The sequence below is a fragment of the Pseudomonas sp. URIL14HWK12:I12 genome, assembly GCF_003097135.1.
Lineage (GTDB): Bacteria > Pseudomonadota > Gammaproteobacteria > Pseudomonadales > Pseudomonadaceae > Aquipseudomonas.
Genome location: NZ_QEQL01000005.1, coordinates 1 through 25156, shown reverse-complemented (window position 1 = coordinate 25156; position 25156 = coordinate 1). Strand labels below are relative to the sequence as shown.

At 61.6% G+C, this 25156-nt stretch carries 21 protein-coding genes and 2 pseudogenes; 7 read left to right on the top strand and 16 right to left on the bottom strand.

Annotated features, from left to right (window positions below):
- Positions 1-288 precede the first annotated feature (288 nt).
- Complete coding sequence (locus F474_RS15290) at positions 289-1422, top strand: cysteine desulfurase family protein (protein WP_097089454.1); 1134 nt, start codon at positions 289-291, stop codon at positions 1420-1422.
- A 159-nt stretch (positions 1423-1581) separates the two neighbouring features.
- Here F474_RS15290 and F474_RS15285 read toward each other — a convergent pair whose 3' ends face one another.
- The 4 genes from F474_RS15285 to F474_RS15270 form a co-directional block, all read right to left on the bottom strand.
- A complete protein-coding gene (locus tag F474_RS15285) occupies positions 1582-2919 on the bottom strand; it encodes an MFS transporter (protein WP_097089456.1) in 1338 nt (445 codons plus the stop codon).
- A gap of 65 nt (positions 2920-2984) precedes the next feature.
- A complete protein-coding gene (locus F474_RS15280) occupies positions 2985-3842 on the bottom strand; it encodes an NAD(P)-dependent oxidoreductase (protein WP_097089458.1) in 858 nt (285 codons plus the stop codon).
- 11 nt (positions 3843-3853) lie between these two features.
- Positions 3854-4855, bottom strand: coding sequence for a transketolase family protein (locus F474_RS15275; protein WP_097089460.1), 1002 nt, complete (start codon positions 4853-4855; stop codon positions 3854-3856).
- A 1-nt stretch (position 4856) separates the two neighbouring features.
- On the bottom strand, positions 4857-5732 hold the full coding sequence (locus F474_RS15270; protein ID WP_097089462.1) for a transketolase: 876 nt from the start codon (positions 5730-5732) through the stop codon (positions 4857-4859).
- A gap of 127 nt (positions 5733-5859) precedes the next feature.
- Here F474_RS15270 and F474_RS15265 point away from each other — a divergent pair, with 127 nt between their 5' ends.
- Positions 5860-6768: a LysR substrate-binding domain-containing protein gene (locus F474_RS15265; RefSeq protein WP_256577858.1), complete on the top strand. Its 909-nt coding sequence runs from the start codon at positions 5860-5862 to the stop codon at positions 6766-6768.
- Positions 6769-6790: 22 nt separating this feature from the next.
- Here F474_RS15265 and F474_RS15260 read toward each other — a convergent pair whose 3' ends face one another.
- Genes F474_RS15260 through F474_RS15250 form a run of 3 tightly spaced genes read right to left on the bottom strand, consistent with a single transcriptional unit; the run spans position 6791 to position 9743 of the window.
- Positions 6791-7108 carry a hypothetical protein gene (locus tag F474_RS15260; RefSeq protein ID WP_097089464.1) on the bottom strand — a complete coding sequence of 106 codons (318 nt, stop codon included), beginning with the start codon at positions 7106-7108 and terminating at the stop codon, positions 6791-6793.
- Complete coding sequence (locus F474_RS15255; protein WP_097089466.1) at positions 7105-8451, bottom strand: acyclic terpene utilization AtuA family protein; 1347 nt, start codon at positions 8449-8451, stop codon at positions 7105-7107. The genes F474_RS15260 and F474_RS15255 overlap by 4 nt, the downstream gene beginning before the upstream one ends.
- 2 nt (positions 8452-8453) lie before the next feature.
- Positions 8454-9743: a CitMHS family transporter gene (locus F474_RS15250; protein ID WP_097089469.1), complete on the bottom strand. Its 1290-nt coding sequence runs from the start codon at positions 9741-9743 to the stop codon at positions 8454-8456.
- A gap of 102 nt (positions 9744-9845) precedes the next feature.
- On the opposite strand from F474_RS15250, the gene F474_RS15245 reads away from it, so the two are divergent.
- Positions 9846-10718: a LysR family transcriptional regulator gene (locus F474_RS15245; protein ID WP_097089471.1), complete on the top strand. Its 873-nt coding sequence runs from the start codon at positions 9846-9848 to the stop codon at positions 10716-10718.
- A gap of 67 nt (positions 10719-10785) precedes the next feature.
- Here the strand turns inward: F474_RS15245 and F474_RS23305 are convergent, their stop codons facing one another.
- On the bottom strand, positions 10786-11499 hold the full coding sequence (locus F474_RS23305; protein ID WP_371919432.1) for a methyl-accepting chemotaxis protein: 714 nt from the start codon (positions 11497-11499) through the stop codon (positions 10786-10788).
- A 144-nt stretch (positions 11500-11643) separates the two neighbouring features.
- Positions 11644-12612, bottom strand: a pseudogene (locus F474_RS23300) (methyl-accepting chemotaxis protein); the annotation flags it as partial.
- A 354-nt stretch (positions 12613-12966) separates the two neighbouring features.
- Here F474_RS23300 and F474_RS15235 point away from each other — a divergent pair.
- Entirely contained in the window at positions 12967-13848 is an 882-nt protein-coding gene (locus F474_RS15235) for a LysR family transcriptional regulator (protein WP_097089474.1), read from the top strand.
- A 152-nt stretch (positions 13849-14000) separates the two neighbouring features.
- On the opposite strand, the gene F474_RS15230 is transcribed toward F474_RS15235, so the two are convergent.
- From F474_RS15230 to F474_RS15220, 3 genes are all read right to left on the bottom strand, one after another.
- Positions 14001-14897, bottom strand: coding sequence for a hypothetical protein (locus tag F474_RS15230; protein WP_256577859.1), 897 nt, complete (start codon positions 14895-14897; stop codon positions 14001-14003).
- Between the two features lie 381 nt (positions 14898-15278).
- Positions 15279-16601, bottom strand: coding sequence for an APC family permease (locus F474_RS15225; protein ID WP_097089477.1), 1323 nt, complete (start codon positions 16599-16601; stop codon positions 15279-15281).
- Between the two features lie 93 nt (positions 16602-16694).
- Positions 16695-17519 carry a carbon-nitrogen hydrolase family protein gene (locus tag F474_RS15220; RefSeq protein ID WP_097089479.1) on the bottom strand — a complete coding sequence of 275 codons (825 nt, stop codon included), beginning with the start codon at positions 17517-17519 and terminating at the stop codon, positions 16695-16697.
- A gap of 184 nt (positions 17520-17703) precedes the next feature.
- On the opposite strand from F474_RS15220, the gene F474_RS15215 reads away from it, so the two are divergent.
- Positions 17704-18483 (top strand): response regulator transcription factor, encoded by a 780-nt coding sequence (locus F474_RS15215; protein ID WP_097089482.1) that lies wholly within the window; start codon positions 17704-17706, stop codon positions 18481-18483.
- A 190-nt stretch (positions 18484-18673) separates the two neighbouring features.
- On the opposite strand, the gene F474_RS15210 is transcribed toward F474_RS15215, so the two are convergent.
- The 4 genes from F474_RS15210 to F474_RS15195 all read right to left on the bottom strand — a co-directional run bounded on the left by F474_RS15210 (position 18674) and on the right by F474_RS15195 (position 22695).
- Positions 18674-19681 (bottom strand): transketolase family protein, encoded by a 1008-nt coding sequence (locus F474_RS15210; RefSeq protein ID WP_097089484.1) that lies wholly within the window; start codon positions 19679-19681, stop codon positions 18674-18676.
- Positions 19678-20526: a transketolase gene (locus F474_RS15205; protein WP_097089487.1), complete on the bottom strand. Its 849-nt coding sequence runs from the start codon at positions 20524-20526 to the stop codon at positions 19678-19680. Before F474_RS15205 ends, F474_RS15210 begins: the two co-directional genes overlap by 4 nt.
- A gap of 18 nt (positions 20527-20544) precedes the next feature.
- The gene (locus tag F474_RS15200; RefSeq protein WP_097089491.1) at positions 20545-21843 is read right to left on the bottom strand and encodes an MFS transporter; all 1299 of its coding nucleotides are present in this window, start codon (positions 21841-21843) and stop codon (positions 20545-20547) included.
- 102 nt (positions 21844-21945) lie between these two features.
- Positions 21946-22695: an SDR family NAD(P)-dependent oxidoreductase gene (locus tag F474_RS15195; RefSeq protein WP_097089493.1), complete on the bottom strand. Its 750-nt coding sequence runs from the start codon at positions 22693-22695 to the stop codon at positions 21946-21948.
- 194 nt (positions 22696-22889) lie between these two features.
- Here F474_RS15195 and F474_RS15190 point away from each other — a divergent pair, with 194 nt between their 5' ends.
- Complete coding sequence (locus tag F474_RS15190; protein ID WP_097089495.1) at positions 22890-23807, top strand: LysR substrate-binding domain-containing protein; 918 nt, start codon at positions 22890-22892, stop codon at positions 23805-23807.
- A gap of 893 nt (positions 23808-24700) precedes the next feature.
- Positions 24701-25156, top strand: a pseudogene (locus tag F474_RS15185) (transposase); the annotation flags it as partial.

The window sequence follows — 25156 nt, the reverse complement described above, 5'->3', positions numbered from 1 at the left end:
TAATGGATGCCAAAGGCAGTGACTGCGAACGCCTGAATAGACGCACTGCTTCGCTCGGCAAGGCTGTGCCTCTTATAGGTGCGGTATATGAATCGAAGGTGACAGCCATGTGGCAATGCCTACCCGGTGCTTTTGAATGCCGCTGCAGCCCTTGTGAGTCAAGGCGGCGGGTTTGTTGTGAAATGTTGTTAAACAAGCACTGCAAGGGCCTGCGCGCAGTGCGCACCCGCCTGGCGTTATCGGCTAGCATGGGGTGGTCCCTCCCTCACAGATCCCGGTGGCCAGCCCATGCAACAGCTTTATTTCGACTACGCCGCGACGACGCCCATCGATGACGCCGTGATTACCGACATGCTCAGCTGCATGGGGCGCGCTGCTACCTTCGGCAACCCGGCCTCGACGTCCCATGGCTTTGGCCAACGCGCCCGGTTGGCAGTGGAAACCGCGCGCGATCAAGTGGCCAGCCTGGTAGGCACAGAGGCTGGCAACATCATCTGGACGTCCGGTGCAACCGAGTCGAACAACCTGGCGCTCAAGGGGCTGGCGGCCAAGGCGGGTAAGCGCCGGCACCTGATCACCAGCACGATCGAGCACAAGGCGGTGCTCGACACCGTGCTGCAACTGCAGAACGAGGGCTTCGACGTTACCTGGCTCGCCCCGGACGCGAACGGCCTCATCCAGCCACAGGCGGTCGCCGATGCGCTGCGAAGCGACACGCTTGCCGTATCGCTGATGCTGGTCAACAACGAGCTGGGCACGCTGACGGATATTCAGGCGATCGGCACGCTGGTGCGTGAACACGGTGCCTTGCTTCATGTCGATGCGGCCCAGGCTGCCGGGAAAGTTGCCATCGACCTGGCCAGCCTGGCCGTGGACCTGATGTCGTTCTCGGCGCATAAAAGCTATGGCCCCAAGGGTATCGGCGCCTTGTTCGTGGGTGACCGTGCGCTGCCGTGCCTGGCCGCGCAGATCCACGGCGGCGGGCATGAGCAGGGGTTGCGGTCCGGTACCTTGGCCACGCACCAGATCGTGGGCATGGGCAGCGCCTTCCGGCTTGCAGGCACGCAGCTTGAAGCCGAGTGGGGGCGCCTGGGCGCCCTGAGCCAGGCTCTGCGCGAGCGCCTGCTGGCTTTGCCGGGTGTGTCGCTCAACGGCCACCCCACCCAGCGTGTGCCGCACACGGTGAACCTGTGCATCGACCACCCGTTCTTCAACATGCGCCAGTTCGCCGAGCAGGTGGCGTTTTCTTCGACCTCAGCGTGCAACTCCGCCAGCAGCGGGCCTTCCCACGTGTTGCGGGCACTGGGGCTCAGTGATGCCCAAGCCTCTGGCAGCATGCGCCTGAGCCTCGGCCGCTACACCACTGAGCAGGATGTTGAGGCGCTGGTGCAGATCATCAAGCGCTGTTTGCCCGGTGCCTGATGGGCAGGGCCGGCAATCAGAAAGACAAGCCGCACGTTGCACGTCGCCCGTTGCACGTCGCCCGGCAAGCCGGCCTCCCAACAAAAAGTCTGCGGCCAGCTCAAGTAGTGGGAGGGCGGCTTGCCGCGCGACGTGCAAAGGTCGCCGAATCAGCCAATTTCAACGATGCGCTGGCGTGCTCACCACTAGCCCCGCCGGGTTGCTGCTTTCGACCCTCTCCGCCACCGCAGGCGCCGTCTCGCGCATCTTCAACGCGCACAGGGTCGAAATCACACCCAACGAGCTGAACAGCAGCGCCGGGCCCATCCAGCCCACCTGCGAGTAGATGGCCGTTGCGATGAAGGGCAGGGCGCCGGCGATCAGCGAAGCGCAGTTGTAGCCCAGCGAGATGCCGGAGGAGCGCACATTGGGCGGGAACTGTTCGGAGAACCAGCTCGACTCCACCGCGAAGATCGGATCGTGGCTAAGCAACAGTGACACCGCCACGGCAGCGACGATCATCACCGTGATGCCGCTGTTGATCATCAGGAACATCGGAATGCCGAAGGCGATGGTGAAGATCGAGCCTAGCAGGAACACCGGCTTACGGCCGATCCGGTCGCTGAGCGCGCCGAACAGCAGGTGGCTGACCAGCCCAAGGCCCGAGCCGATCATGGTGCCCCAGAGCACGTTCTCCTTGGCCGCCACGTTGGCCAGCAGCACATAGGAGAGCATGAAGCTGGTGGCGATGTAATAACCGCCGGTTTCGGCCAGGCGCGCGCCGGCCAGTTGCAGGATCTTGCGCCAGTCATTGCGCAGAGCATGCAGCGCCGGTTGCTTGACCAGTGCGTTCTGCGCCTTGGCCTGCTCGAAAGCCGGCGACTCGCTCACTCCCAGGCGGATGTACATGCCTACTGCCACCATCACCACCGAGAACAGGAACGGCGCGCGCCATACCCAGTCGCCTTCCAGAAAGGCCGAGGACAACAGGAACGCACCGTTGGCCATCAGCAGGCCCATGGGAATGCCGATCTGCGGCACCGCGCCAAAGAAGCCCCGGCGATGGGCCGGGGCGTGCTCGCAGGCCATCAGCACCGCGCCTCCCCACTCGGCACCGAAGCCGATGCCCTGAAGCATGCGCAGGAAAATCAGCAGCAACGGCGCAATCACCCCGGCTTGTTCGTAGGTGGGCAGGGCGCCAATCAGCACAGTGGCCCCGCCCATCGCCAGCAACGACCACAGTAATACGGCCTTGCGGCCGACCCGGTCGCCGAAGTGGCCGGCCAGATACCCGCCCAGCGGGCGCATGAAAAAACCCACCGCCATGGTGGCGAAGGCCGCGAGAATACCCACGAGGGGTTCGGTGGTGTGGAAGAACACCTTGCCAAACCACCCGGCGGCAGCGGTGCCGTAGATGAAAAAGTCGTAGCTCTCCACCGCCGACCCGATCATCGAGGCGAAGGAGACCTTGGCGGCGTTGCCGCCGGGCTGGGTTGAAGCCGATTGAGTATCGCTCATGGCTGACTCCGAACATTATTGTTGTTGTAGCGGGCGGTGGGCCGCCCTTCGGTATCGCAAGCGCTTCAGGCGCCGGCAGGCGCCCAGGTTTCGATCACACGGCTGTCGTCACGCTTGCCCAGGCCTGCGTCTGCGGCCTGGGTGAAGCGTGCGTGGGCGATGTCGAGCAACGGCACTTGTGCATTGCAGGCCCGAGCCGCCTCGGCCACCAGGCCGCTGTCCTTGACGAAAATGTCCACCATGCTCGTCACGCGCGTGTCAGTGCCTTCGAGCATGCGCGGGCCGCGGTCGGAGAGCATCCAGGAGCCCCCGGCGCCCTGTTCGATCAGTGCCAGTACCTGGGCCGGGTCCAGCGCGAGGGAACGTGCCAGGTTCAGTGCCTCGGCCGCGGCCACCAGGTGCACCGAGCACAGGTGCTGGTTGACCACTTTGATTGCCTGGCCGTCGCCTACCTGGGCGCCTACGGGCTTGACGTTACCCATCGCCCGCAACACCGGCCCTACGTGGTCGAGCGCCTCGGGGGTGCCGGAGGCGAAGATCAGCAGGCTACCGGTTTGCGCACGCGCAACGCCGCCGGTCACGGGGGCGTCCACGACCACGATGCCGCGGCTGGCCAACCGCGCGCCTTGTTCACGCACAGCCGCCGGGCCGACGGTGCTCATGATCACCCAATGCTGGCCGGGGGTGGCCTGGTCGAACTGGTCCACCAGGGCTGCCAACTGTGCCGGGGTGGCGACCATCACCACCACCACCTCGGCTTCCAGGGCGGCGCGCCAGTCGCCGCTGCTCTCCAGCCGCTGAGCCTGCGCGGCCTGGCGGCCGGCTTCGCTCAACTCCACACCTACTACCGAATGGCCGGCACGCTGGATCTGCAATGCCATGGGCAAGCCGATGGCGCCCAGGCCGATGAATGCAACATTCATGAACGTACTCCTCAGGCCAGCCATTGTTGGATGCGAGCCACCATGGTGTCGGTGGAAATGCCGTAGCGGTCGTGCAAGGTCGGCAGGGCGCCGGCATCGAGAAAGGCGTCGGGCAGGGCGATCTGCTGGAAGGCTGGGCTCACCCTCGCCTTGAGCAAGGCCAGTGCCACCGCTTCGCCCAAGCCCCCCACGGTGCTGTGGTTTTCCGCGACCACCACCAGGCGGCCGCTGCGCCGGCATTGCTCGATAATGCTCGTTTCATCGAGCGGCTTGAGCGTGGGCACGTGCAGCACGGCCACGTCTGCGGCGCCACCCTGCATCCGTTCGGCCACTTCCAGGGCCCGCATGGTCATGATGCCGCTGGAAATGATCAGCACGTCCTTGCCATCGCGCAGAAGCTTGGCCTTGCCCAGCTCGAAGCGATAGCCGTACTCATCCAGCAACAGTGGCACCTTGCCGCGTAGCAGCCGCATGTACACCGGGCCCTGGTGCTCAGCCATCGCCGCTACCGCCTGGGTGGTGTCGAGCGCATCGCAGGGGTCGATCACGGTCATGTTGGGCACGGCGCGCATCAGGGCCAGGTCATCGGTGGCCTGATGGCTGGGGCCGTAGCCGGTAGTCAGCCCCGGTAGCGCCGCACAGATCTTGACGTTGAGATTCTCCTCGGCGATCACCTGATGAATGAAGTCATAGGCCCGGCGGGTGGCGAACACCGCGTAGGTGGTGGCGAAGGGCGCCAGGCCCTCTTTGGCCATGCCGCCGGCTGCTGCCATCAGCAGCTGTTCGGCCATGCCCATCTGGAAATGCCGTTCAGGGAAGGCTTGGCCGAAGATATGCAGGTCGGTGTATTTGGACAGGTCCGCGGTCAGGCCGACGATGCGCGGGTTGTGCTGCGCCGCCTGCACCAGTGCATGGCCAAAGGGCGCCGCTTCGGTGCGCTGGCCGTCGCTGGCAATGGAGGCAATCATCGCCGAGGTGGTCAGGCGAGGTTTTTTCAGGGCTTCGACGCTCATGTCACAGGCTTCCGTTTTTCTTGTAGTCGGCATCCAGGGCCTGGATCGCCGCCTGCCATTCGTGGGGCTCCACGCGGATGAAATGGTTTTTCTCCCGAGCTTCGAGAAAGTCCACGCCCTTGCCCATCAAGGTGTCGAACAGGATCACCCGGGGCTGCTTCACCGGGTGAGCCATGGCAGCGTCGAAGGCGGCAACCACGGCCGGCAGGTCGTTCCCATCGACCCGCTGCACGTGCCAGCCGAACGCCTGCCATTTGTCTACCAAGGGCTCGAACTCAAGAACGTCATGGGAATTGCCGTCAGCCTGCTGCCGGTTCAGGTCCACCAGCGTGATGAGGTTATCGAGCTTATGGTGGGCAGCCGACAACGCCGCTTCCCAGGTGGAGCCTTCATCCAGCTCGCCGTCCGACATCGAGTTGAACACCCAGGCCGGGTTTTTCTTGAATTTCAGTGCCAGCGCCATGCCCACACCGATCGGCAGGCCCTGGCCGAGCGAGCCGCCGGAGATTTCCATGCCAGGGGTGTAGCTGGCCATGCCCGACATGGGCAGGCGGCTGTCATCGGCGCCGTAGGTCTCCAGCTCGCTTTCCGGCAGCACGCCGGCTTCAAGCAGTGCGGCATACAGGGCGATGGCGTAGTGGCCGTGGGAGAGCAGGAAACGGTCGCGGCCCTCCCACTCCGGGTCATGGGGGCGCACATTCATGGCGTGGCACCAGGCGGTGGCGAGCACGTCGGCCCAGCCCAGTGCCTGGCCCACATAACCCTGGCCCTGGACTTCACCCATGCGCAGGGCAAAGCGGCGGATGCGCCAGGCATGGTGAGCGATGCGTTGAAGCGGGGAGCTAGCCGCTTCGGCGCCTTGAGCGATTCTTGTCATTATGGGTTCCTGCTTTTTATGAGCGTAGTGGCTGCATTGATGTTGCAAATTCATCAAAGAGCCGCGTACAACCTGCATTCAAGCTAGCACCCGTGCTTTTCCGCTCACAAAGGATATTTTTGCAGCCATGGCTGAGCCAGATTCACTAATTGCACAGCTGCGACGAGTGCCCCTGGCTTCGCTTCGCGTGTTCGAGGCGGCCGGGCGCACCGGCTCGTTCGTGCACGCGGCCCAGGAGATCGGTGTGTCGGCCAGCGCCATCAGCCACTCGATCAAAAAGCTCGAAGACCTGATCGAGCTTCAGTTGTTCGAACGCACCACGCGCGAGATCAACCTCACCGCACCCGGCCGCCTGTTGCTCGAATATGTGCAACGTGGCCTGGATGAGATGCACAGGGGCCTGGCGCTGATCAAAAGTGATGAGCCGCGCCCGTTGCGCCTGCACACGGCGCCCAGTTTCGGCATGCAGTGGTTGATGCCGCGCCTGGCGCGTTTCGTGGCGGCCCACCCGGATGTGGACTTGCGCTTTTCTGCCAGCACCGACTACGCGCAGTTCGACAACGACGACTTCGATCTGGACGTGGTCTACGGCGAGCCGCGCTCGGCGCTGCATGAGAAAGTGCCGTTGGCGATGGAGCACCTGAGCCCCCTGTGCAGCCCGGCGCTGGCCGGCACCTTGCGTACGCCGCAGGACCTTTACCAGCAGCGGCTGATCCAGTGCGATGTGCAGATGCTGCAATGGAAGGGCTGGTTCGAAGCCAACCGGCTGGTCGCGCCACGGCACTACGCCCTGCGCTTCGATCGCAGCAGCATGGCCATCGCAGCGGCCGTCAATGGCATGGGCGTTGTGCTCGAATCCAGCCTGCTGGCGCAGCACGAGCTTGAAAGCGGTGCGCTGGTGGCGCCGTTTAGGGGCATGACACACGATATCCAGTACGTGGGGCACTACCTGGTATACCCCAAGCGCCGTACCCGCCATCCGGCGGTGGAGGTGTTCAAGAAATGGTTGCTGGAGGAGCTGAGCGTCGCACGTTGAGCACCAGCGGGCGGCGCGCGCGTTATTCCACCTCCATCTGCAGCAGCGAAGCCCCCAGGCATTTGCCATGGGCATCCAGTGCCAGCGAGCGTGTGACCCCGCCGCGCAACAAACCCGGCAGCACGAAGTTAAGTGCATTCAACTGCGGCAGCTCATACCGCTGCACAGGCCCGGCGCTGGCGTCGCGCAGGTGCGCGAACCACGCTTCGACCCGCTCGGCGGTAAGCACGGTTGCCAGCATTGGGTAGTCCTCGGCCTTGTAGGCAATCACCGAGATATTGGACGTATCGCCCTTGTCCCCGGTGCGGGCGTGGGCAAGTTGATGCAAGGAACGGCTCATGGGCAAACCTCCAGGTGAACGCGCGCGGGGGCCAGTTCCCGCGGCAGGTACAGGCTGGCCACGGCCAACACCTCGCGCACCTGGCGAGTGGCGCCACCGCCACCGGCCGGGCCGTTGGTGTAAAGGGTTTCCACTTCATTGGCCAGCGCCTGTGCGCTCTCGCGCGTTGCGCAGCGCCCGGCTACCCGCAGGCGCACTTCCCAGGGCTCGCCGGCCTGGCCAAACGTGCTGCCATGTAGCGAATCGACACCCATCAGCTCACAACGCAACTCCTCCACCGGCACCCCGGTCAGGGCCAGGCGTTGCTCGACGATCTGCCCTGCCAGGCGTGCTCGGGCCACGGCGTTGGGGCCCCCATAGGAGATCTGGCCCTCGCCGATCCAGCCATCGCGATAGCCCACCGTGACCTTCAGCAAGTTCGGCCGGGCGCTGCCGCTTGCCCCGCGGGCTTGCACCCGATCAGGGCCAATGGCCTCGAACTGCACCGAAGAGAAGTCTGCGGTGACATCCGGGGTGAGGTAGCAGCTGGGGTCATGCACTTCATACAACAGTTGCTCGGTGCAGGTCGCCACATCGATACGCCCACCGCTGCCGGCGACCTTGGTGATCTGCGCATGGCCATCGGCATCGACCTGGGCCAGCGGAAACCCCAAACGGGCCAGGCCTGGCACGTCCTTCACCCCTGGGTCGCCGAAGTAGCCGCCGCTGACCTGCCCGGCGCACTCCAGCAAATGCCCGGTCAGGGTGCCCCGACCGCGCCGCAGCCAGTCGTTCGCGGCCCAGCCGAAGGTATGCACCTGCGGTGCGAGGAACAGCGAAGGGTCGGCGACACGGCCGGTGATCACCACATCGGCGTCCATGGCCAACGCCTCGACAATGCCCTCCACCCCAAGATAAGCATTGGCCGACACTAGCCGCTCGCTCAGCTCGCCCACGCTGCAGCCATTGTCCAACCCCCACTCTGGGTGAGTGCGCAGCACCGCCAGCACATCATCGCCTTCGACAGCGGCCACTTTCAGGCCCTGCAGGCCCAGCTCGGCACCGATCGCCAGCACGCAGCGGGCAGCGGCGCGGGGGTTGGCTGCGCCCATATTGCTGATGATGCGCAGCCGCCGGCCCCCTTGGCGAACGAACGGCAGCACGGCGCGCATCCGCGCCGCCAGCAGCGGGTCGAAACCGGCTTGCGGGTCGGCCAGGCGCGCCTGCTGTGCCAGCGCAATGGTGCGCTCGGCCAGGCATTCGAAGATCAGATAATCCAGTTGGCCTTCACGGGCCAGTTCAATCGCAGGCTCCAGGCGGTCGCCGGAATAGCCAGCACCGGCGCCGATTCGCAAGGTATTCATGGTCAAAACACTCCCAACGCGAGCGCGGCCAGGGTCATCAGCACCGACGCGGCGAACAGAAACGGCAGGGTGAAACGCTGGTGGTCAGCAAGGTCAAGCTTGCACAGACCCACCAGCAGGAAGGTCGCCGGCGTCAACGGGCTGACCGGGAAACCGGTGGTGTGCACGCCCAGCAGCGAGGCCTGGGCCACCTGCACCGGGTCCACGCCCAGCGAGCGGCCGACCTCGGCAATCACCGGCATCACCCCGAAGTAGAACGAGTCGGGGTCGAACAACAGGCTCAACGGCATCGACACAAAACCCACCAGCATCGGAATCAACGTGCCGTGCCCTGGCGGGATCTGCTGCACGGCCACTTCGGCCATGGCCTTGAGCATGCCGGTGCCTTGCATGATCCCGGTGAACACCCCGGCAGCCAGCAGGATGCTGGCCATGGTCAGTGCCGTCTTGGCGTGGGCATCGATGCGCAGCCGCTGCTGGTCGACCTGCGGATAGTTCAGGCACAGCGCCGTGACCGTGCCGAGCATGAACATCACCACCGGGTCGACCCAACCGGCGATCATCACCGCCATGACGACCAGGGTAATCATCAGGTTGGCCCAGAACAGGCGCGGGCGGCGCAGGTTCTGCTCTTCAGGTGTGAGCACTCGCTGCGGCGCCTGCACCTGACCTGCGCCCAGCAGGCCCAGGCGTTTCTCTTCGCGGCGGCCCAGCCACCAAGCGCAGCCGAACACGAACGCCAGGCCCACCAGCTGTACCGGAATCAACGGCTGGAACAGCTCGGCTACCGGCACGTGCAGGGCTGCAGACGAACGCAGCACCGGGCCGGTCCAAGGTAGAAAATTCACCCCGGCGGCCATCGATGCTACGCACGCCAGCACGCGCCGGTCGATGCCCAGGCGCGTATACAGCGGCAACATCGCCGGCACCGTTACCAGAAACGTCACCGCCCCCGAACCGTCCAGGTGCACCAGCAGGGCCAGCAGCGCGGTGCCGCACACGATGCGTGTGGGCCGTGTGCCCACCGCGCGCAGGATGCGGTCGATGATCGGATCGAGCATGCCGGCATCGGTCATCACACCGAAGAACAGGATGGCGAAGATGAACATCCCCACCACTGGGGCGACGTTCTTGATACCCGTAAGGATGAAACTACTGGTCTGCAGGCCGAAGCCGGCGACGAGCGCAGCGAGAACGGGGAAAGCGATCAGCGCCACCAGGGGCGAGAGGCGTTTGCTCATCACTGCGATCAACAGCGCAAGGATGGTGATGACGCCATAGAGGGCGAGCATAGGGGAGGGCTCCAGCTTGTTTTTATTGTTGGCCCGAGTATCGAGAAAGCACTCGCCGCGTGTAAATTGCAATTTAAAGCAGCCCACATTCGAAAAAACAAAATGAAGAATGCTTTGCAGCACATTCGCGCCTTCGTGACCGTGGCGCACCGCGCCAACTTCGCGCGGGCGGCCGACGATTTGCACCTGTCGCCGTCGGCGCTGACTGTGCAGATCCGCCAGCTGGAGCGCTGGCTGGGGGTGGCTCTGCTCGAGCGCAGCCCACGCCATGTCGCCCTGACCGCCGCCGGCCGCGAAGCCCTCCCGGCCATGGAGAAGCTGTTGCTCGACCTGGGCAATATCGTCAGTGCCGGCCAAGGCCTTGCTGCCGTGCGGCGCGGAGTGGTGAGCGTGGCGGCTTTGCCATCGCTGTGCGCCGGGATGCTGCCGGAACGGCTGGCGGTTTTTGCGAGGGATTACCCCGGCATCGAAGTGCGCCTGCGCGACCTGGTAGCCGAACGTATCTGCGACCGTGTGCGCGATGCCGATGTCGACTTCGGCCTGGGCGTGATGGCCAAGCTCAGCCATGGCCTGGAATTCGCCCCCTTGATGCAGGACAGGCTCTGCCTGTTCATGCCCGTGGGCCACCGTTTCGCCGCCGGCCCGCTCGCCCTCGAAGACCTCGACGATCAACCGATGATTCTCACCGGCCGCGACAGCAGCGTGCGCGCGCAGACCGAGCAGGTGTTTCACGAGCGTGGGCTGCGTTTGAGAAGGGTGATGGAGGCCAACTACATGTCGACAGTGCTGGCGTTGGTGCGCAACGGGCTGGGGGTGGCGCTGCTGCCAGAGTCAGCCGATGAAGGGGGCGAGCGATGGGTGCGGCGGGGGCTGGATGACCCGGGGCTGGCCCGGGAGCTGGGGGTGATTACGCGCAGCGGGGGTAGCCTGTCGCCGGCTGCGCAGCGGTTGATCCAGTGCCTGCGGGCAGCCTGATGCCGCCCTGCCACGCAGGCCCTGCCTGAGCCGCAGGGCCGTCTGAGTGTGCGTGGCTCTGGTTCGCTTACACTTTGAACTGGCCTGCCAAGGCTTGAAGCTGCACCCCGATACGGGCCAGTTCGGCGCTGGAGCTGGCCGTCTCTTCACTGGCCGCGGCCGTCTGGTCCGAAATGTCACGCACATTGGTCACACTGCGCGTGATCTGCTCGCCGGCTGCGCTTTGCTGCTCGGCAGCGCAGGCGATCTGCTCGTTCATCGACTCGATATCCTTCACCGAACCTGCGATCTGCTTGAGCATCTGGCCGACCTCCCGTGAGCGTTCGACACTGCTGTCGGTCAGCGCTGCGTTCTGCTCCAGCACCGTGGCCATGTGGTCTGTGCTCTGGTTGAGCCTCGCGATGAGCTGGCCAATCTCCTCGGTGGAGGTGCGGGTACGTTGGGCCAAGCCACGCACCTCATCGGCCACCACCGCAAACCCACGGCCCGCGTCGCCCGCCCGCGCCGCTTCGATGGCGGCGTTGAGCGCCAGCAAGTTGGTCTGCTCGGAGACCGATTTGATGACATCGACCACGCCGCCAATGCTGTCAGCATGGCCTCGCAGTGTGGTCATCACTGCCTTTGCAGCCGCCATCTCTTCGGCCAGCTGTTCGATCTGGCTCACGGCCTTGTTCACTGCCTGGTCACCCTCACCGGCGCGCCGGCTGGCGTCCAGCGCGCAGGTCGCGGCCTGGCCAGCGTTACGGGCGACCTCGTGGGTGGTGGCGGCCATTTCCTGCATCGCGGTGGCGATCTGGTCGGTCTCGACTTTCTGCGACTGCACGCCAGCGCTGGTTTGCTCGGTGACGGCCGAGAGCTGCTCAGCGGCGCTGGCCACCTGCACGACGCCGTCCTTGAGCTGGCTGACCAGCCCATGCAAGTTGACCGTCATGCGCTGCATGCTCGATTGCAGGGCGCCCAGTTCGTCGGTGCGGGTAACCTCCTGGCGGTGGGTAAAGTCGCCCTTGGCAACGGTTTCTGCCATCTCCACGGTCTGTTTGAGCGGCACCACGATCGAGCGTGTGATCATCCAGGCGGCCACCAGGCCGATGCCGATAGCGACCGTCAGCCAGATCAACAGTGCCTGGATCGCGTCGCTGATGTCGACCTTCTGCAGGCTGGCCTGGATATCGGTCAGTTCGATGGTCAATGCCAGCAAGCGGGTGATCGTGGCGGTCACGTTGCTTTGTGCGGCCTCTACACTCGTCTGCGCCTGTATGGCCTGCCCCACCGACTCTTTGTAATGGGCAGCCTCGGCGACCAGTTGTTGGGCCGTTGCCCCGGCCCAGGCGCCTGGTTTGAGCGCGGCGATGGCGGTCGATACGTTCGCCACGGCAGCGCTGGCGGCAGTGGCGGCGTCCTTGGTCGGTGCGGCAATGTAGTCGCGCAAGGTCATCTGCGTTTTCTGCACGTCGAACGCCAGCGCATTGATCTGCTGGCGCTCCTGGGCGCCACCTGCTTCGGCCTCCCCGGAGAGCTTCTGCAGCAGGGTGTTGAGGTTTTGCGCCGACACCAACGCCGCCTTGCGAGCCGTCTCCCGCTCACGCGTGGAAGCCACGGCCTGCTGGTAAAGGGGGCGATAACGTTTGAGCAGGTCGTTGACCTCGCCGATCAACGCCATGTTTTGCGGGGAATCGAAGTGAGGGCTGATCGACTGGGCATGGGCCTCGATCTTATCCAGCGCTGCGCCCCATTTCACGGCTTGCTCGTCCGAAGGCGTAACGTAATAGACCAGCCGCTCAATGCGCATATCCCGGATCATCGTGCTGACCCCGGCGATGTCGCGCAGGCGATCACTGCGCTCTGCCAGGTTCAGCGCTGCCTGCCAGCCGGTGTAGGCGACGAGCAGGATCATGGCGACCAGCAGGGAAAACCCCAGTGAAAGTTTGGTCCGTACGCTCAGGTTGTTGAAACCATTCCGAAGAGTTTGCTGCATGACGAAGTACCAAGGGGAAGGTGAGTGCTCGAGCATTGCGCCAGTAGTGGCGCTTTGCCTTCATGGCGCTTTTTTAGCATTCCCTGATAGCTTGTGCGCTAAATATATTTTTTTAAAATCGGCGAACGTCGCTGAACCGGCGCGGTCGAGGATCGATCAAGAGGGGCAGGGTGGCGGCCTATGCGGTGCTGCACGGGCTGTGGAGCTCAGCGCTTGGCTAACTGGGGTGGGGTCGGTTAGGGTCTGGCTTCTTCAGGCCACAGGCTCAGGTGCATGATTCGGTACGCAGAAAGCTTCATTACCGTTGCCGAGGAGTTGAATTTCGGAGCGGCGGCAGCGCGGCTGAAAATTACTCAACCGGCCCTGTCCTACCAGATAAAAAAACTCGAAGAAACGCTCGGGGTCGAGTTGTTCAAGCGCTCCTCGCGCGGGGTGGCGCTCACCGAGGCTGGGGCTGTGCTTGCCGCGGAGTTCAGCACGTCGTTGGAGCGCATGAGGCGGGCAGCCCAGATCGCCCGGGATACAGCGCAGGGGGCAACAGGAAAACTGGTGATCGGCTACTGTGAGTTGCCGGACTCGGGGAACATGATTTCCTCGCTGCGCCGGTACCGGGCGGCGTATCCGAACGTTGAGCTGGAATTGATCAACATCATGACCGTGGAGCAGCCCGAGGCGTTGGCCAGGGGCCTGATCGACGTGGCTTTCATCCACCCACCCATTCATCTGCCAGGGTTCGATCTCTACCCAGTGGGCGAAGAGCCGATCGTGGCAGCGTTGCATTCCCAGCACCCGCTGTTGCTGCAGAACAGCATCGAGCTGGCCGACCTGCGCCATGAGGTGCTGATCGCCTGTGCTGAATCGATCGGGCCCTTCCTGTACTACTCGGTCCTCAACGCCTGTGAACAGGCGCGCTTCACACCGCGCATACGCCAGGAGCAGCACCGCTGGCATTCGATGCTGGACCAGGCCGCTGCCCAGCTGGGCGTAGCGCTGGTGCCACAGTCGTTGGCACCGGCGGCGCATCGGCATCTTTGCTTCAGGCCCGTGGCAGGCCTTGAGGTGACGATCAAAACGGCGGTGGCAGTGGCCCAAGGGCCGGTGAGGAAGGTGGTCGCGGATTTTGTCGGCATGGCCACGGCCCTGGGGCCCGAGTGAGTGGCTCGATGCTCCTGGGCTCTGTGTGAGGAGCCTTGAGGCTGGGTGATGCCCCGCTGTAGGCAGCCTCGGCGTGCTCGTTTGGCACCCGCAAAGTCGAACGCGAGTTTGGCGGCTTCCTGGGATGCGTCTTCAGGCTTTTCACCCAAGGCCTAGGGCGCCGTGGCCGGCACTGCCCTGTAGACCGCAACCTCGTCAGAGTCGATGGTTTGGTTGAGCACATAGGTCGATTGCGACCCGCCCGGGATGTTCCATGACTGCGCGGCGTCTGCGGCCTTGGCGTTGAAGTGTGCGTCGGGTACCGAGGCCAGCTGGTCGTAGCGGTACAAACGATAGGCCACGCCCGGCCGCAACCCTGAGACGGTGACGGTGAGGTGGATGATTTGCGACGGCGGCCGCTGGGAACTCCCCTGGGTCATGGAGGGCCGTTCATCGTTCACATCGGTGGCCACGCGCACCGGTAAGGCTTGATGGTCGCGATCGACGATCCCGGTGATGGCGATGCCGTAATTGCCGCCGCTTTTGGCAAGTGAATAGATTTCCCCCTCGGGGCTATTGGCGTCGCGGCGAGAGGCCAGGAAGTCTGAAAGTGTATACCGGTAGTTGTACTTTGGCCGGCGGCCAGGGTTCCATAGCCCATTATCGGAGAGCAGCAATGTGTCGTCTTCGTAATAGCCGGAAGTGGTGGTGATGGGGTGGCTGGAAGTAAAGCCGCGCACCGGCACGATATGGTCATATTCGGCCTGGCCTGCATCGGGGTCTTGGTTGTTTTCAGCGAGATGCTGATTCATGTACACACCGATGACCGCGGGGTAACCTGCGGCAATATTGCGCTTTACCCAGGCGAGAAACAAACGCGGGTTTTCGGTGCGCGAGGTATCCCACTGCACGGCGTTCAGGTGCATGAGCCGGGCGGCCCTTGCGTCATTGACGCCCAGTAGCAACTGGCTTTTTTCCTTGGCCTGAGGGGCGTTATTGCTGGCTATGCGCCTGGCTTCGTATTGAGAAATGTATTGCCCGTAATACAGGCCGGCACTGATGAAAGACACTTCGCCACAGTACCCGAAGTTGGCATACCACTGCAGCCTGGGGGGAATAGGCAACGTGCGGCTGTTATCGCTTTGTTGCGATTGAGCAGCCAGAGGCAGCGCGCCAATTGACAGAACAATTGAAAGTGCGAACCGAACTGAAACTGCACGGCTGCGGTGGGGAGGCGGCATGGGTCATCTCGCTTGAAAGTGTACTGACGAGGAGCCCCGGGGTGCAGAAGTTCAGGGCGTTATGCCGGAACGAAGTTACGCGCAAGTGCAGAGGTGGGCAAATCAAAGTTTTTGTGGGCTGCCATAAAAAAAGCGGTTCGAAGTGGCGCATGCCGGCGTGCGATACGCGAGGGCGGCAGCCACCAACGCGTATCGATAGGCCTCATTGACTCATGCTTCTTCGAAATGCATTTCCGGCGGTTGCCGGCGCAACCCCCCGGTGATCATTGCCAGATAGATCATCCCGAGGGCGAGCCAGGCAAGGCCCAGGTAAATCGCCAGATGATCCAGGCTCATCATGAGCCAGAGGTCCGCAGACATGCCAATCAGAGGGAAGAGCAGATAAAACACCACCGCTGCAATGCCACGTTTTCCCTCGCCAAGCCAGTAGTGAAAGATCACTGACAGGTTCACCAGGCTGAACGCCAGGAAGGCTCCGAAGTTAATGAAAGACGTCGAGGTGGTGACGTCCATTCGCAGGGCCAGCAGGGCAACGACCCCGCACAACACAATGCTGATGACCGGAGTGCCGAAACGCTCGCTCAGGCGGCCGAACAGGCGCTTGGGCAGCACGCCGTCCCGGCCCATTGCAAACAGCAGCCGGGAGGCGCTCGCCTGGGCCGACAGGCCGGAGGTGAACTGGCCGACGATCAAGCCGATCAGGAAAAAGCTCACGAAAACATCGCCGCCGATGGTTCTGGCGATTTCGTAAGCTGCCGAATCTGCGTTCGCAAAGTCGGTGGAAGGATGCGCCAGCTGCACAAGGTAGCTGGCTGCGATGAAGATGACGCCGCCCAGCACGGTGATCAGAAGAATGGCGCGAGGAATGGTTTTGCGCGGTTCATGGGTTTCCTCGGTCAAGGTACTGACCGCATCGAAGCCCAGGAAGGAATAGCACGCGATGGCCGCGCCGCTCATGACCAACGGCAATTGAAAGCTCTCGTGGTAGAAGGGCGCCAGTGACCAGAACGGCTGGTTCAAACTCCCGGTGGCGTAGTGCGCCGCCAGGCCGACGAAGGCGGCCAACACCAGAAACTGCAGCAGCATCAGAACGCCGTTGATCGTTTTCGCCAACTGCAAGCCCACGATGTTGATCACCGTGGTGATGCCGATGAAGGCGAGCACCCACACCGGCTGAGGCACGCTCGGGAAGGCCGAGCTCAGATAGGCCGCACCGATCAGCCAGATGGCCATGGGAAGGAACAGGTAATCGAGCAACACTGCCCAACCCGCCAGGAAACCCAGCTTGGGGCTGATCGATTTGCGAACGTAGGTGTAGGCCGAGCCTGCGACCGGGAACGCCTTCGCCATTTTCCCGTAGCTCAGGGCGGTGAAGAGCATGGCGATGGAGGCGGCCAGGTAGGCGGAAGGTACCGCCCCGCCAGTGGTGTCGGCAAGAATACCGAAGGTGCCCAACACGATGATGGGCGTCATGTAGGCGATACCGAACAGCGTAACCGCACCCAGCGAAAGGGTTCGCTTCAATTGGGCCATGTTCTTTACTCCGGTTTGTGTTTTTTATGGAGTGGATCTGCCATGGCCCAGCCAGGGCCATCGCATGCACAAAAATGAGGCTGGCTGGGCGGCTCAGTGTGCTGGGATAAGCAGTTCACGCAACCCGCACGGGTGCTCGACCCTCTGGCCGGGCAGCTCGAAACGCCGCTCTGCGAGGTAGCTGTAATCCTTCTGCGCTGCCGACACGCGAGACAGATCGATGTCCATTTGGATACGGCACGGCTCGCGGCCTGCTTCGCACAACAGTTGGCCATAGGGGTCGACAACCGCGCTGCCGCCTGCGAATACCAGGTCCCCATCGCCGGCACCGACGCGATTGACCATCACCGCATAAGCCTGGTTTTCCATCGCCCGCCCGCTGATCGCCGTTCGGTGCGTGGGCCCGTAGGGGTCCATGTTGCCGTTGGTGACCAGAATCAGGTCCACGCCCAATTGGCCCAACGCCCGCGCGGTTTCCGGAAATTCGATATCGAAACAGATCAAGAGACCAATTCGCACGCCTTTGAAAAGCGCTGTCGCGTATCGATCACCGGGGGTAAAGATGCCCTTGTCGGATGACCACAGGTGGGTTTTGCGGTACTTCAGGGCGATGCCCTCGGGCGTGACCAGCACGGTTGTGTTGTAGAACCGCCCATCGTCGCCGGCTTCCGCCAGGCCAACGACCACACCCAGGCCCTTCGCTTTGGCGGCTTGGGCTACGGCGGTGAGGGTAGGGCCATCAAGCGGTTCAGCCAGGCGCGAGATGTTTTGCTCTGTCGGGAACCCCATCAATTGCGTTTCGGGAAACACCATCAGGTCAGCATCAGGTGCACAGGTGTGAATCGCCTCGAGGGTGCGCTCGAGGTTATAGGCTGTGTCACCATCGCGACCGGCCAGTTGGATCAGTTCTACTTTCATTTAGGCTCCTGACGACGCGGCGATGGCCGAACGCCTGACAACGATGAGGTCTAGCGAAAGATCATGTGGCCATGTGAGGTAAACTCGCCAAGATACAGGGCGGCTCGACCAGGCGCTTGCGAGTATGCCGTTGCTGTAAGGGCGGGGGTAATCACGCCCTTGAGGTAACCCAAATGGGGTAGACATGAACCTAACGTTGCAGGATCTCGCTTGGCATCGGTCGGTCGGGCAGCTGATCGAAACGCTCGACCAACCCCACTTCTGGCTTCGCCTGGTCCGCTTGCTTGAGCAGTACGTCGAGTTCGACAGCTGGGTTGCGCTGCTCTTCAGCAACGGCCGCCCACAGGTGTTCGCAGCGAGCCCCGGTGAGGACGGCGGCCCAGACCCGCTGTTCGAGGACTACCTCAAAGGGTTGTACCTGCTCGATCCTTTTTACATCGCCAGCCGCGAGGCCCCTGCTACCGGGCTCCAGCAGCTGGCATTCGTAGCGCCCGAGTGCTTCGAGCAGACCGACTACTACCGGCGCTATTTTCGCCTCAACGTCGTCGCCGACGAGATCCAGTACAACGTCCAGCTGGATGCCGAGCGCACCCTGTGCCTTTCCCTGGGGTGCCGCACGCGCTACAGCGTCACTCAGATAGCGCTTTTGGAACTCGTACAGCCCTGGGTGACCGCTGTCATGCGCCAGCGCCTGAACTTCGAAAGCATCACCGACCAGGCCGTGCCGGAACCGAAATGGCAAAACCGCTTGGAAGAAGCGGTGGAAAAGCTCGAAACGCCGCTCACGGCGCGTGAGCTGGAGGTCGGGCGGATGCTGCTCAGCGGTTACTCGAGCAAGGAGATAGCCAGGAAGCTGGCCATCTCTTCTGAAACCGTCAGGGTTCATCGCAAGCACATCTACAGCAAGCTGAATATCAAGTCGCAGTCTGAGCTGTTTGCGCTGTTTTTGAGGGCGCAGGATTGAGGCGCAGGGTGGTTCAGGCGGATTGTGGTTGATGCAGGGGGTTAGGGGCTGCGAGGGCGGGCGGGGCCGGCTGGAAATTTACTTGGCTACAAGATCAATTGCTTGTGCGGCAGAAGCAAAAAACCGAGGCTTCGAAGGCCTCGGCTTTGGGTTTTGGATTTCGACCGTGCAGCTCTATCTGTAAGAGATATCAGAGCCACGCCTTGATTTGATCGCTGACTGCGGCAGTAGAGATGCCATAGCGGTCATGCAGGGTCGGCAATGCACCGGCATCCAGAAAGGCATCGGGCAGTGCAATCTGCCGGAACGTTGGTGTAACGCCGTTGCGCATCAACAACCCGGCTACTGCCTCTCCAAGCCCTCCTATGATTGAAGCGTTTTCAGCCGTGACCACCAGGCGGCCAGGCTTTCGGGCTTCGGCAAGAATTGTTTGTTCGTCTAGCGGTTTGACTGTTGGGACATGCAGTACCGCCACATCGACACCGTCGGCCCTCAACTTTTCAGCTACTTCCAGTGCACGCATCGTCATAAGCCCAGTGGAGATGATCAGCACATCGTTGCCGGTGCGCAGTGTCTTGGCTTTGCCGATCTCGAATTTGTAGCCGTACTCATCGAGTACAAGCGGCACGTTTCCGCGCAGCAAGCGCATATACACTGGGCCCTGATGCGCTGCGATTGCCGGTACTGCCTGTTCGATCTCCAGTGCGTCGCATGGGTCTACGATCATGAGGTTGGGCATAGCACGGAAAATCGCCAAGTCGTCGGTCGCCTGATGGCTTGGGCCGTACCCGGTGGTCAGCCCAGGCAAGCCGCAAACAATTTTAACGTTGAGGTTTTCCTCAGCGATTGCCATGCAGATGAAGTCATAAGCCCGTCGAGAGGCAAACACTGCATAGGTGGTCGCAAAGGGAGTGAAGCCCTCTCGGGCCATCCCGGCTGCGGCACTCATCAATAACTGTTCGGCCATGCCCATTTGATAGAAACGGTCGGGGTGGGCCTTGGCGAAGATATGCAGGTCGGTGTATTTGGAAAGATCTGCAGAAAGCCCAACGATGTCCTGGCGTTGCTCTGCCAATGCTGCCAACGCATGGCCAAACGGGGCAGGGCGGGTGGCCTGTCCTTCGGCGGCGATGGACGCGATCATGGCCGATGTTGTGAGACGTTTCTTGCCGCTTGCTGAAGAGTTTACACCGCTCATTTGCTGCTCCCGCCTTGAAGGTTTTCCAGTGCCAGATCCCACTCGTTTTCGTCGACACGGATGAAGTGGGTTTTTTCACGGGTCTCAAGGAAGTCCACACCTTTGCCCATTTTGGTATCGCAAATGATTACGCGAGGTTGGTCACCGGTGTGGTCGCGTGCTGCATCGAACGCTTTGACCAATGCATCGATATCGTTGCCGTCCACCCGTTGAGTGAACCAGCCGAATGCTTGCCAGCGATCGACGATCGGCTCGAACGCTAACACTTCGCTGGAGTGGCCATCCGCTTGTTGGTTGTTGACGTCGATGATCGCGATCAGGTTGTCGAGCCTCCAGTGCGAGGCAGACATTGCTGCTTCCCAAGTCGACCCTTCATTCAGCTCGCCATCGGACAAGAGGTTGAAGATGAAAGCGCCAGACTTCTTGCGTTTGAGACCAAGGCAAGCGCCCACGGCAATTCCTAGCCCATGGCCCAGAGACCCGCCGGTAATTTCCATGCCTGGCGTATAGGCAGCCATGCCGGACATTGGAAGGCGGCTGTCATCGGCCCCGTACGTTTCAAGCTCGTTGAGCGGGATCACCCCGGCTTCGATCAATGCCGCGTACAGTGCGATCGCGTAATGACCAATGGACAGGTAGAAGCGATCGCGTTGCTCCCATTTTGGGTTTTCTGGCTGATAGTGCATCGAGTGGAAGTACGCCACTGCCAACAAGTCAGCGGCGCCGAGCGCTTGGCCAACATAACCTTGGCCTTGCACCTGGCCCATGCGCAATGCATGGCGTCGAATGTTGTAGGCCCGTTCTGCCAGCGAAGGCTGCGCGCTGTTTAAGGTATGAACCGTCATTTTCAAAGCTCCATTAACTCAGCGATTTACCGAAGCGGCGGGTATGCGCAATACCAACGTTGCGCCGAACAGCAGCACGCCGGTGATGAGGTACATGCCGATCGAGTTAGATCCGGTAGTGGTGGTGATCCAACCGATCAAGTACGGGGAGCAGAAGCCCGCAAGGTTGGCAAAGCTATTGATACCAGCGATGCCCGCCGCCGCTGATACACCGCCCAATAGGGTGGTAGGAAGCATCCAGAACAGTGAAGAGGCCGATAGCACGCCTGCCGCCGCCAAGCACAGGCTCAATATCGACAGTAGGAGGTTGCCGCCCATGAACGCAGCGCCGGCCAGGCCAATTGCACCGGCGATCATCGGGCCTACCAAGTGCCAGCGCCGTTCGCGGTGTTTATCCCCGCTTCGCCCCATCGCCAACATGGCACCAATTGCGCACATGTAGGGCAGGCTGGTGAGTAAACCAATGTGCAGCGGCTCAGATACACCCGCATTGCGAATCATAGTCGGCAGCCAGAACGTAATTGCGTACTGGCCCATCACGACACAGAAGTAGATGCCCGCCAGCAGCCATAGCCTGTGATCACCGATGAACTCCCGGGCAGACGCGTGGGTGACCTTGCGGCTGTCGTCTTCTTGGAGTTCTTTGCCAATCAGCTCTTTCTCTTCATCAGTCAGCCAAGTTGCCTGATGCACTCCATCTTTCAGGTATGCCAACACCATTAAACCGACAATGACGGTGGGGATGGCCTCCAGCACGAACATCCACTGCCACCCGGCCCAGCCGTGCCAGCCTGCAAAGCTCGCCATGATCCAACCGGATAGAGGGCCGCCAATCATTCCCGATAGCGGGATGGCCACGAACCAGAGCACCGTCATCTTTGCGCGGCGGTAAGATGGAAACCAGAAGGTAAGGTAGAGCAGCAGACCCGGAGCGAGCCCTGCCTCAGCAATCCCCAGCAAAAAGCGCAATGCGTAGAACTGCCAAGCGGTCTCTACAAAGGCGAAGAGGGCAGAGATGATGCCCCACGAAATCATGATCCTTGCGATCCAGCGCCGGGCACCGACCCGATGGAGAATCAGGTTGCTGGGCACTTCACAGAGAAAATAACCTAGGAAAAACACTCCCGCCCCGAGGCCGTAGACCGTTTCACTCAGAGCCAGGTCGTTCATCATTTGTAGTTTGGCAAAACCGACGTTGACGCGATCCAGATAGGCGCACAGGTAGCACAGCATCAGGAATGGCATGAGGCGCCAGGCGGTTTTGCGGTAAGCGTTGGCGCGGGTAGTCACTACCGCATCCAAGGATAGAGTTGTCATGGTGGTCTGATCTCGTTGTTTTTATTGGCAGCCACTTGCTGCTAAGTCGATTCAGAACAACGCCATTATCAAGACTGGCGCAGTGACATCAGGCATGGGGCATCAGTGAATAAGCATGCCGCCATTTACATCCAGGGTGATCCCGGTGAGGTAAGACGACAGATCGCTAGCCAGGAACAGCGCAGCATTGGCGACGTCCTGCGCCTCACCCAAACGGCCCAGCGGGATACCCTCGATGATCGCGTGGCGGCGCTCGTCCTGCATCAAGCCGCCGGTGATGTCTGTGTGGATCAGGCCTGGGGCAATCGAGTTGACCCTGACGTTGTCTGGGCCGAGTTCGCGGGCCATGGCTTTACCAAGCCCGAGAACACCGGCCTTGGCTGCGCTGTAGTGAGGGCCACCAAAAATGCCACCACCGCGTTGTGCAGACACGGACGACATGCAGACTATGCTGCCTGACGCCTGCTTGCGCATGTGCGGAATGACTGCCTGGGACATCAGCAACGTACCGCGCAGGCTAACGTCCAGCACTTTGTCGTAGTCGCTGTGCTTGATATCCATGATTTTCAGGGGTTGGGTAATCCCGGCGTTGTTGACGAGAACGTCAATACGACCGTAGTGCTCAATGACCTTAGCGACGGCCTTGGAGACTTGAGCTTCATCGGCAACATTGGCCGCGAGCCCAAGATGCCCCTCACCTAGCGCTGTCGCTGCATCGCGAGCGGCAGACTCGTCCAGGTCCACGATAATAACGGTCGCGCCATGTTGGGCGAATGTGGAGGCGGTTGCACGGCCAATACCGCGAGCAGATGCGGCGCCTGTGATAACTGCGACTTTGCCTTGAAGAAGCATGAGCGAAACCTCGGATTATTGTTCTTGGGTCGAATCAGATGAATCAGTGGGTGAAGCTTGTTCCCAGGCAATTAGCCGAGCAATAACGTAAAAGTCATTTCTTGCTGAGAAAAATTCACGGCTCGCACTGCTTAGTGGTCGGTGGTTGAATACACATGCCGCGCAGGCCCTATGAACAGAACCGAGACTGATCCATGAAAGTCACTGCCGATGCCGTCCCCGTCGTTCCACCCTTGAGGGCAATTCAGTGCTTCGAACAAACAGCGCGCTTCGGCAACGTTGCCAGGGCGGCTGAGACACTCGAGCTGACGCCCTCAGCGGTAAGCCACCAACTGGCCAACCTTGAAGCAATGATCGGTCGCCAACTCTTTATACGAGAGGCGCGTGGGGTAAGGCTCACTCCAGTGGGAGAGCAGTATCTGAAGGAGATATCTGGGCTGCTTCATAGCTTGGCCATTGCAACCGAGCGAGCGGCCAGTGACGTCAGCCTTGACTGCCTACGCCTGCACTCGTCTCCCAGTTTTGGGCTTCTGTGGCTCATGCCGAGGCTGGAGGCATTCCGCTTGGCACATCCCGATATCCAGATCAATTTGTCCTGTTCGTACGAGTCCCTGCACTTCAGCCGAGACAAGATTGATGTCGACATCCGTCATGGAATGCCGAATTGGCCGAGTTATGAAGTCCGTACCATTCGTGATGAGACGTTCACGGTGTTGGCCTCTCCCAATCTGGTGGCGAAGCGGCCAGTCGCCGAGCCCAGAGACCTGTTGAGAGAAGATCTGATCCTGTCGGAAGCGACGCTGCTCAAATGGCCCCAATGGTTCGCCCAGCACGGCTTGGAGCGCCCAGAGAAGCCTTATGCGCTAAGCTTCGATCGATCATACATGACGCTGGAAGCAGCGAGTCACGGCCTGGGGTTTGCGCTCGAAAGCTCGATCCTTGCGCATAAATACCTAGCGTCTGGAACGCTCATTGAAGTGGCGCCAGATACCTTGCGTGTACCGGTGGCCGCACATCACCTAGTCTTTCCGCGCGCCCACTCAAGCTTTCCCCGAGTGCGCCGCTTTCTGGAATGGATGGAGGGTGAGCTTGGCCACGGCTTTGCCTTTTGACCTCATGGCCATTGCGCAAGAATCGGTGGTCGCGTTTCTCCTGGCCTCCTCTTTCCAGAAGTGGAGGCTTCTACTAACTTCCAGGTGATTCCCACACAACCCTATGGCGGCTAGCACCCAGAAGGCACACAGCGATACTTGATATCCAGCAACCCGCGACCGGCGCGATGTAATCCACCAGTGCACCGGGCAGCCTGCCGGTGATCAGCGGGTGCGATACCGTGAATACGCTGAAGAAACGTAGGCCGTTCGATCGTTGGGTGCTAAGAATCTGGAAGCTGGGGGTGGGGGCACTTCGAGGGCGCTTCAGGTTTTGTTAAACCGTGCTTGGGCCGCGAAACCACGGGCTGAAAGATGGAGCGGGTAGAGGGAATCGAACCCTTATTGGACATTTTCGGCTCAAAGCGTGTATCCGTGTAGTGATCGGCTCGTCTCTGAGCCCCCTTTCCATGGGGTATAGCCGTTTTTTCCACCGTGCACCACGGTGCACCCTCATACCACAGTATCCCCGGAGCGAATTGCAGCGCAACCATCGCCCAGGTCTGTTCGATCCGCAGCTCCTGTCGCGGTTTTTGCTCGGCGTCTCCAACCGGAGAATTCGATGTAAATTGTCCCCCCAAATCAGAGCTGGCAGGGGCACGGAAGCAGCGCGATCAGGAGATGGCCAATGGCTACAAATGGCGTCTGAATCTGTGGTAGCGTGAGCCCCTCCCAGCGGCTTTGGTCTCACTGCCGCATAAGCAAGTTTGCCCTCAGCGTACTCTAGCCGACCTCATGGACTAGGAAGTAATAAAATGGATATCAACACTCTCGAAGAACGTTTGGCACCATGAATCGCCCCTGGTTTCATAGACACCTCCAAGCCTCATAATGAGGCCCAAATAAGAGGTGCCATGAGTCGTCAGCGTTACCCCGAAGAATTCAAGATCGAAGCGGTCAAGCAAGTGACCGAAAAAGGCAAACCCGTCGCCGATGTCGCCCAGCGCCTGGGCATGTCCGTGCACAGCCTTTACGCCTGGATCAAGGTCTACAGCAAGCCCCAAGAGCAGCGTCAGCAAGACGGCGATCAGCAGGCCGAACTGCGCAAGCTGCGCGCTGAGCTCAAGCGCGTGACGGAAGAGCGAGACATCTTGAAAAGGCCGCCGCGTACTTTGCCAAGGAGTGCGGCTGAAGTACGCCTTCATCAAGAAGCACTCGACTGATTACCCGGTTCGGCGCCTTTGCCAAACCCTCAAGGTGCACCCTATCGGCTACTACGCCTGGCTGCCCGAGCCTCAATCTGCCCGAGCAAAAGAAGATCAACGTCTGCTTGGCTTGATCAAACACGCCTGGCTAGAAAGCGGAGATGT

What these genes read in the sequence shown, in the direction of transcription:
- F474_RS15265 (WP_256577858.1), top strand. Translation starts at nt 5,860, where the DNA reads ATGGCTGAGCCAGATTCACTAATTGCACAGCTGCGACGAGTGCCCCTG.
- F474_RS15210 (WP_097089484.1), bottom strand. Translation starts at nt 19,681, where the DNA reads ATGAGCGGTGTAAACTCTTCAGCAAGCGGCAAGAAACGTCTCACAACA.
- F474_RS23305 (WP_371919432.1), bottom strand. Translation starts at nt 11,499, where the DNA reads ATGCAGGAAATGGCCGCCACCACCCACGAGGTCGCCCGTAACGCTGGC.
- F474_RS15250 (WP_097089469.1), bottom strand. Translation starts at nt 9,743, where the DNA reads ATGCTCGCCCTCTATGGCGTCATCACCATCCTTGCGCTGTTGATCGCA.
- F474_RS15195 (WP_097089493.1), bottom strand. Translation starts at nt 22,695, where the DNA reads ATGCTTCTTCAAGGCAAAGTCGCAGTTATCACAGGCGCCGCATCTGCT.
- F474_RS15285 (WP_097089456.1), bottom strand. Translation starts at nt 2,919, where the DNA reads ATGAGCGATACTCAATCGGCTTCAACCCAGCCCGGCGGCAACGCCGCC.
- F474_RS15200 (WP_097089491.1), bottom strand. Translation starts at nt 21,843, where the DNA reads ATGACAACTCTATCCTTGGATGCGGTAGTGACTACCCGCGCCAACGCT.
- F474_RS15290 (WP_097089454.1), top strand. Translation starts at nt 289, where the DNA reads ATGCAACAGCTTTATTTCGACTACGCCGCGACGACGCCCATCGATGAC.
- F474_RS15260 (WP_097089464.1), bottom strand. Translation starts at nt 7,108, where the DNA reads ATGAGCCGTTCCTTGCATCAACTTGCCCACGCCCGCACCGGGGACAAG.
- F474_RS15280 (WP_097089458.1), bottom strand. Translation starts at nt 3,842, where the DNA reads ATGAATGTTGCATTCATCGGCCTGGGCGCCATCGGCTTGCCCATGGCA.
- F474_RS15235 (WP_097089474.1), top strand. Translation starts at nt 12,967, where the DNA reads ATGATTCGGTACGCAGAAAGCTTCATTACCGTTGCCGAGGAGTTGAAT.
- F474_RS15225 (WP_097089477.1), bottom strand. Translation starts at nt 16,601, where the DNA reads ATGGCCCAATTGAAGCGAACCCTTTCGCTGGGTGCGGTTACGCTGTTC.
- F474_RS15205 (WP_097089487.1), bottom strand. Translation starts at nt 20,526, where the DNA reads ATGACGGTTCATACCTTAAACAGCGCGCAGCCTTCGCTGGCAGAACGG.
- F474_RS15215 (WP_097089482.1), top strand. Translation starts at nt 17,704, where the DNA reads ATGAACCTAACGTTGCAGGATCTCGCTTGGCATCGGTCGGTCGGGCAG.
- F474_RS15255 (WP_097089466.1), bottom strand. Translation starts at nt 8,451, where the DNA reads ATGAATACCTTGCGAATCGGCGCCGGTGCTGGCTATTCCGGCGACCGC.
- F474_RS15270 (WP_097089462.1), bottom strand. Translation starts at nt 5,732, where the DNA reads ATGACAAGAATCGCTCAAGGCGCCGAAGCGGCTAGCTCCCCGCTTCAA.
- F474_RS15275 (WP_097089460.1), bottom strand. Translation starts at nt 4,855, where the DNA reads ATGAGCGTCGAAGCCCTGAAAAAACCTCGCCTGACCACCTCGGCGATG.
- F474_RS15245 (WP_097089471.1), top strand. Translation starts at nt 9,846, where the DNA reads ATGAAGAATGCTTTGCAGCACATTCGCGCCTTCGTGACCGTGGCGCAC.
- F474_RS15220 (WP_097089479.1), bottom strand. Translation starts at nt 17,519, where the DNA reads ATGAAAGTAGAACTGATCCAACTGGCCGGTCGCGATGGTGACACAGCC.
- F474_RS15190 (WP_097089495.1), top strand. Translation starts at nt 22,890, where the DNA reads ATGAAAGTCACTGCCGATGCCGTCCCCGTCGTTCCACCCTTGAGGGCA.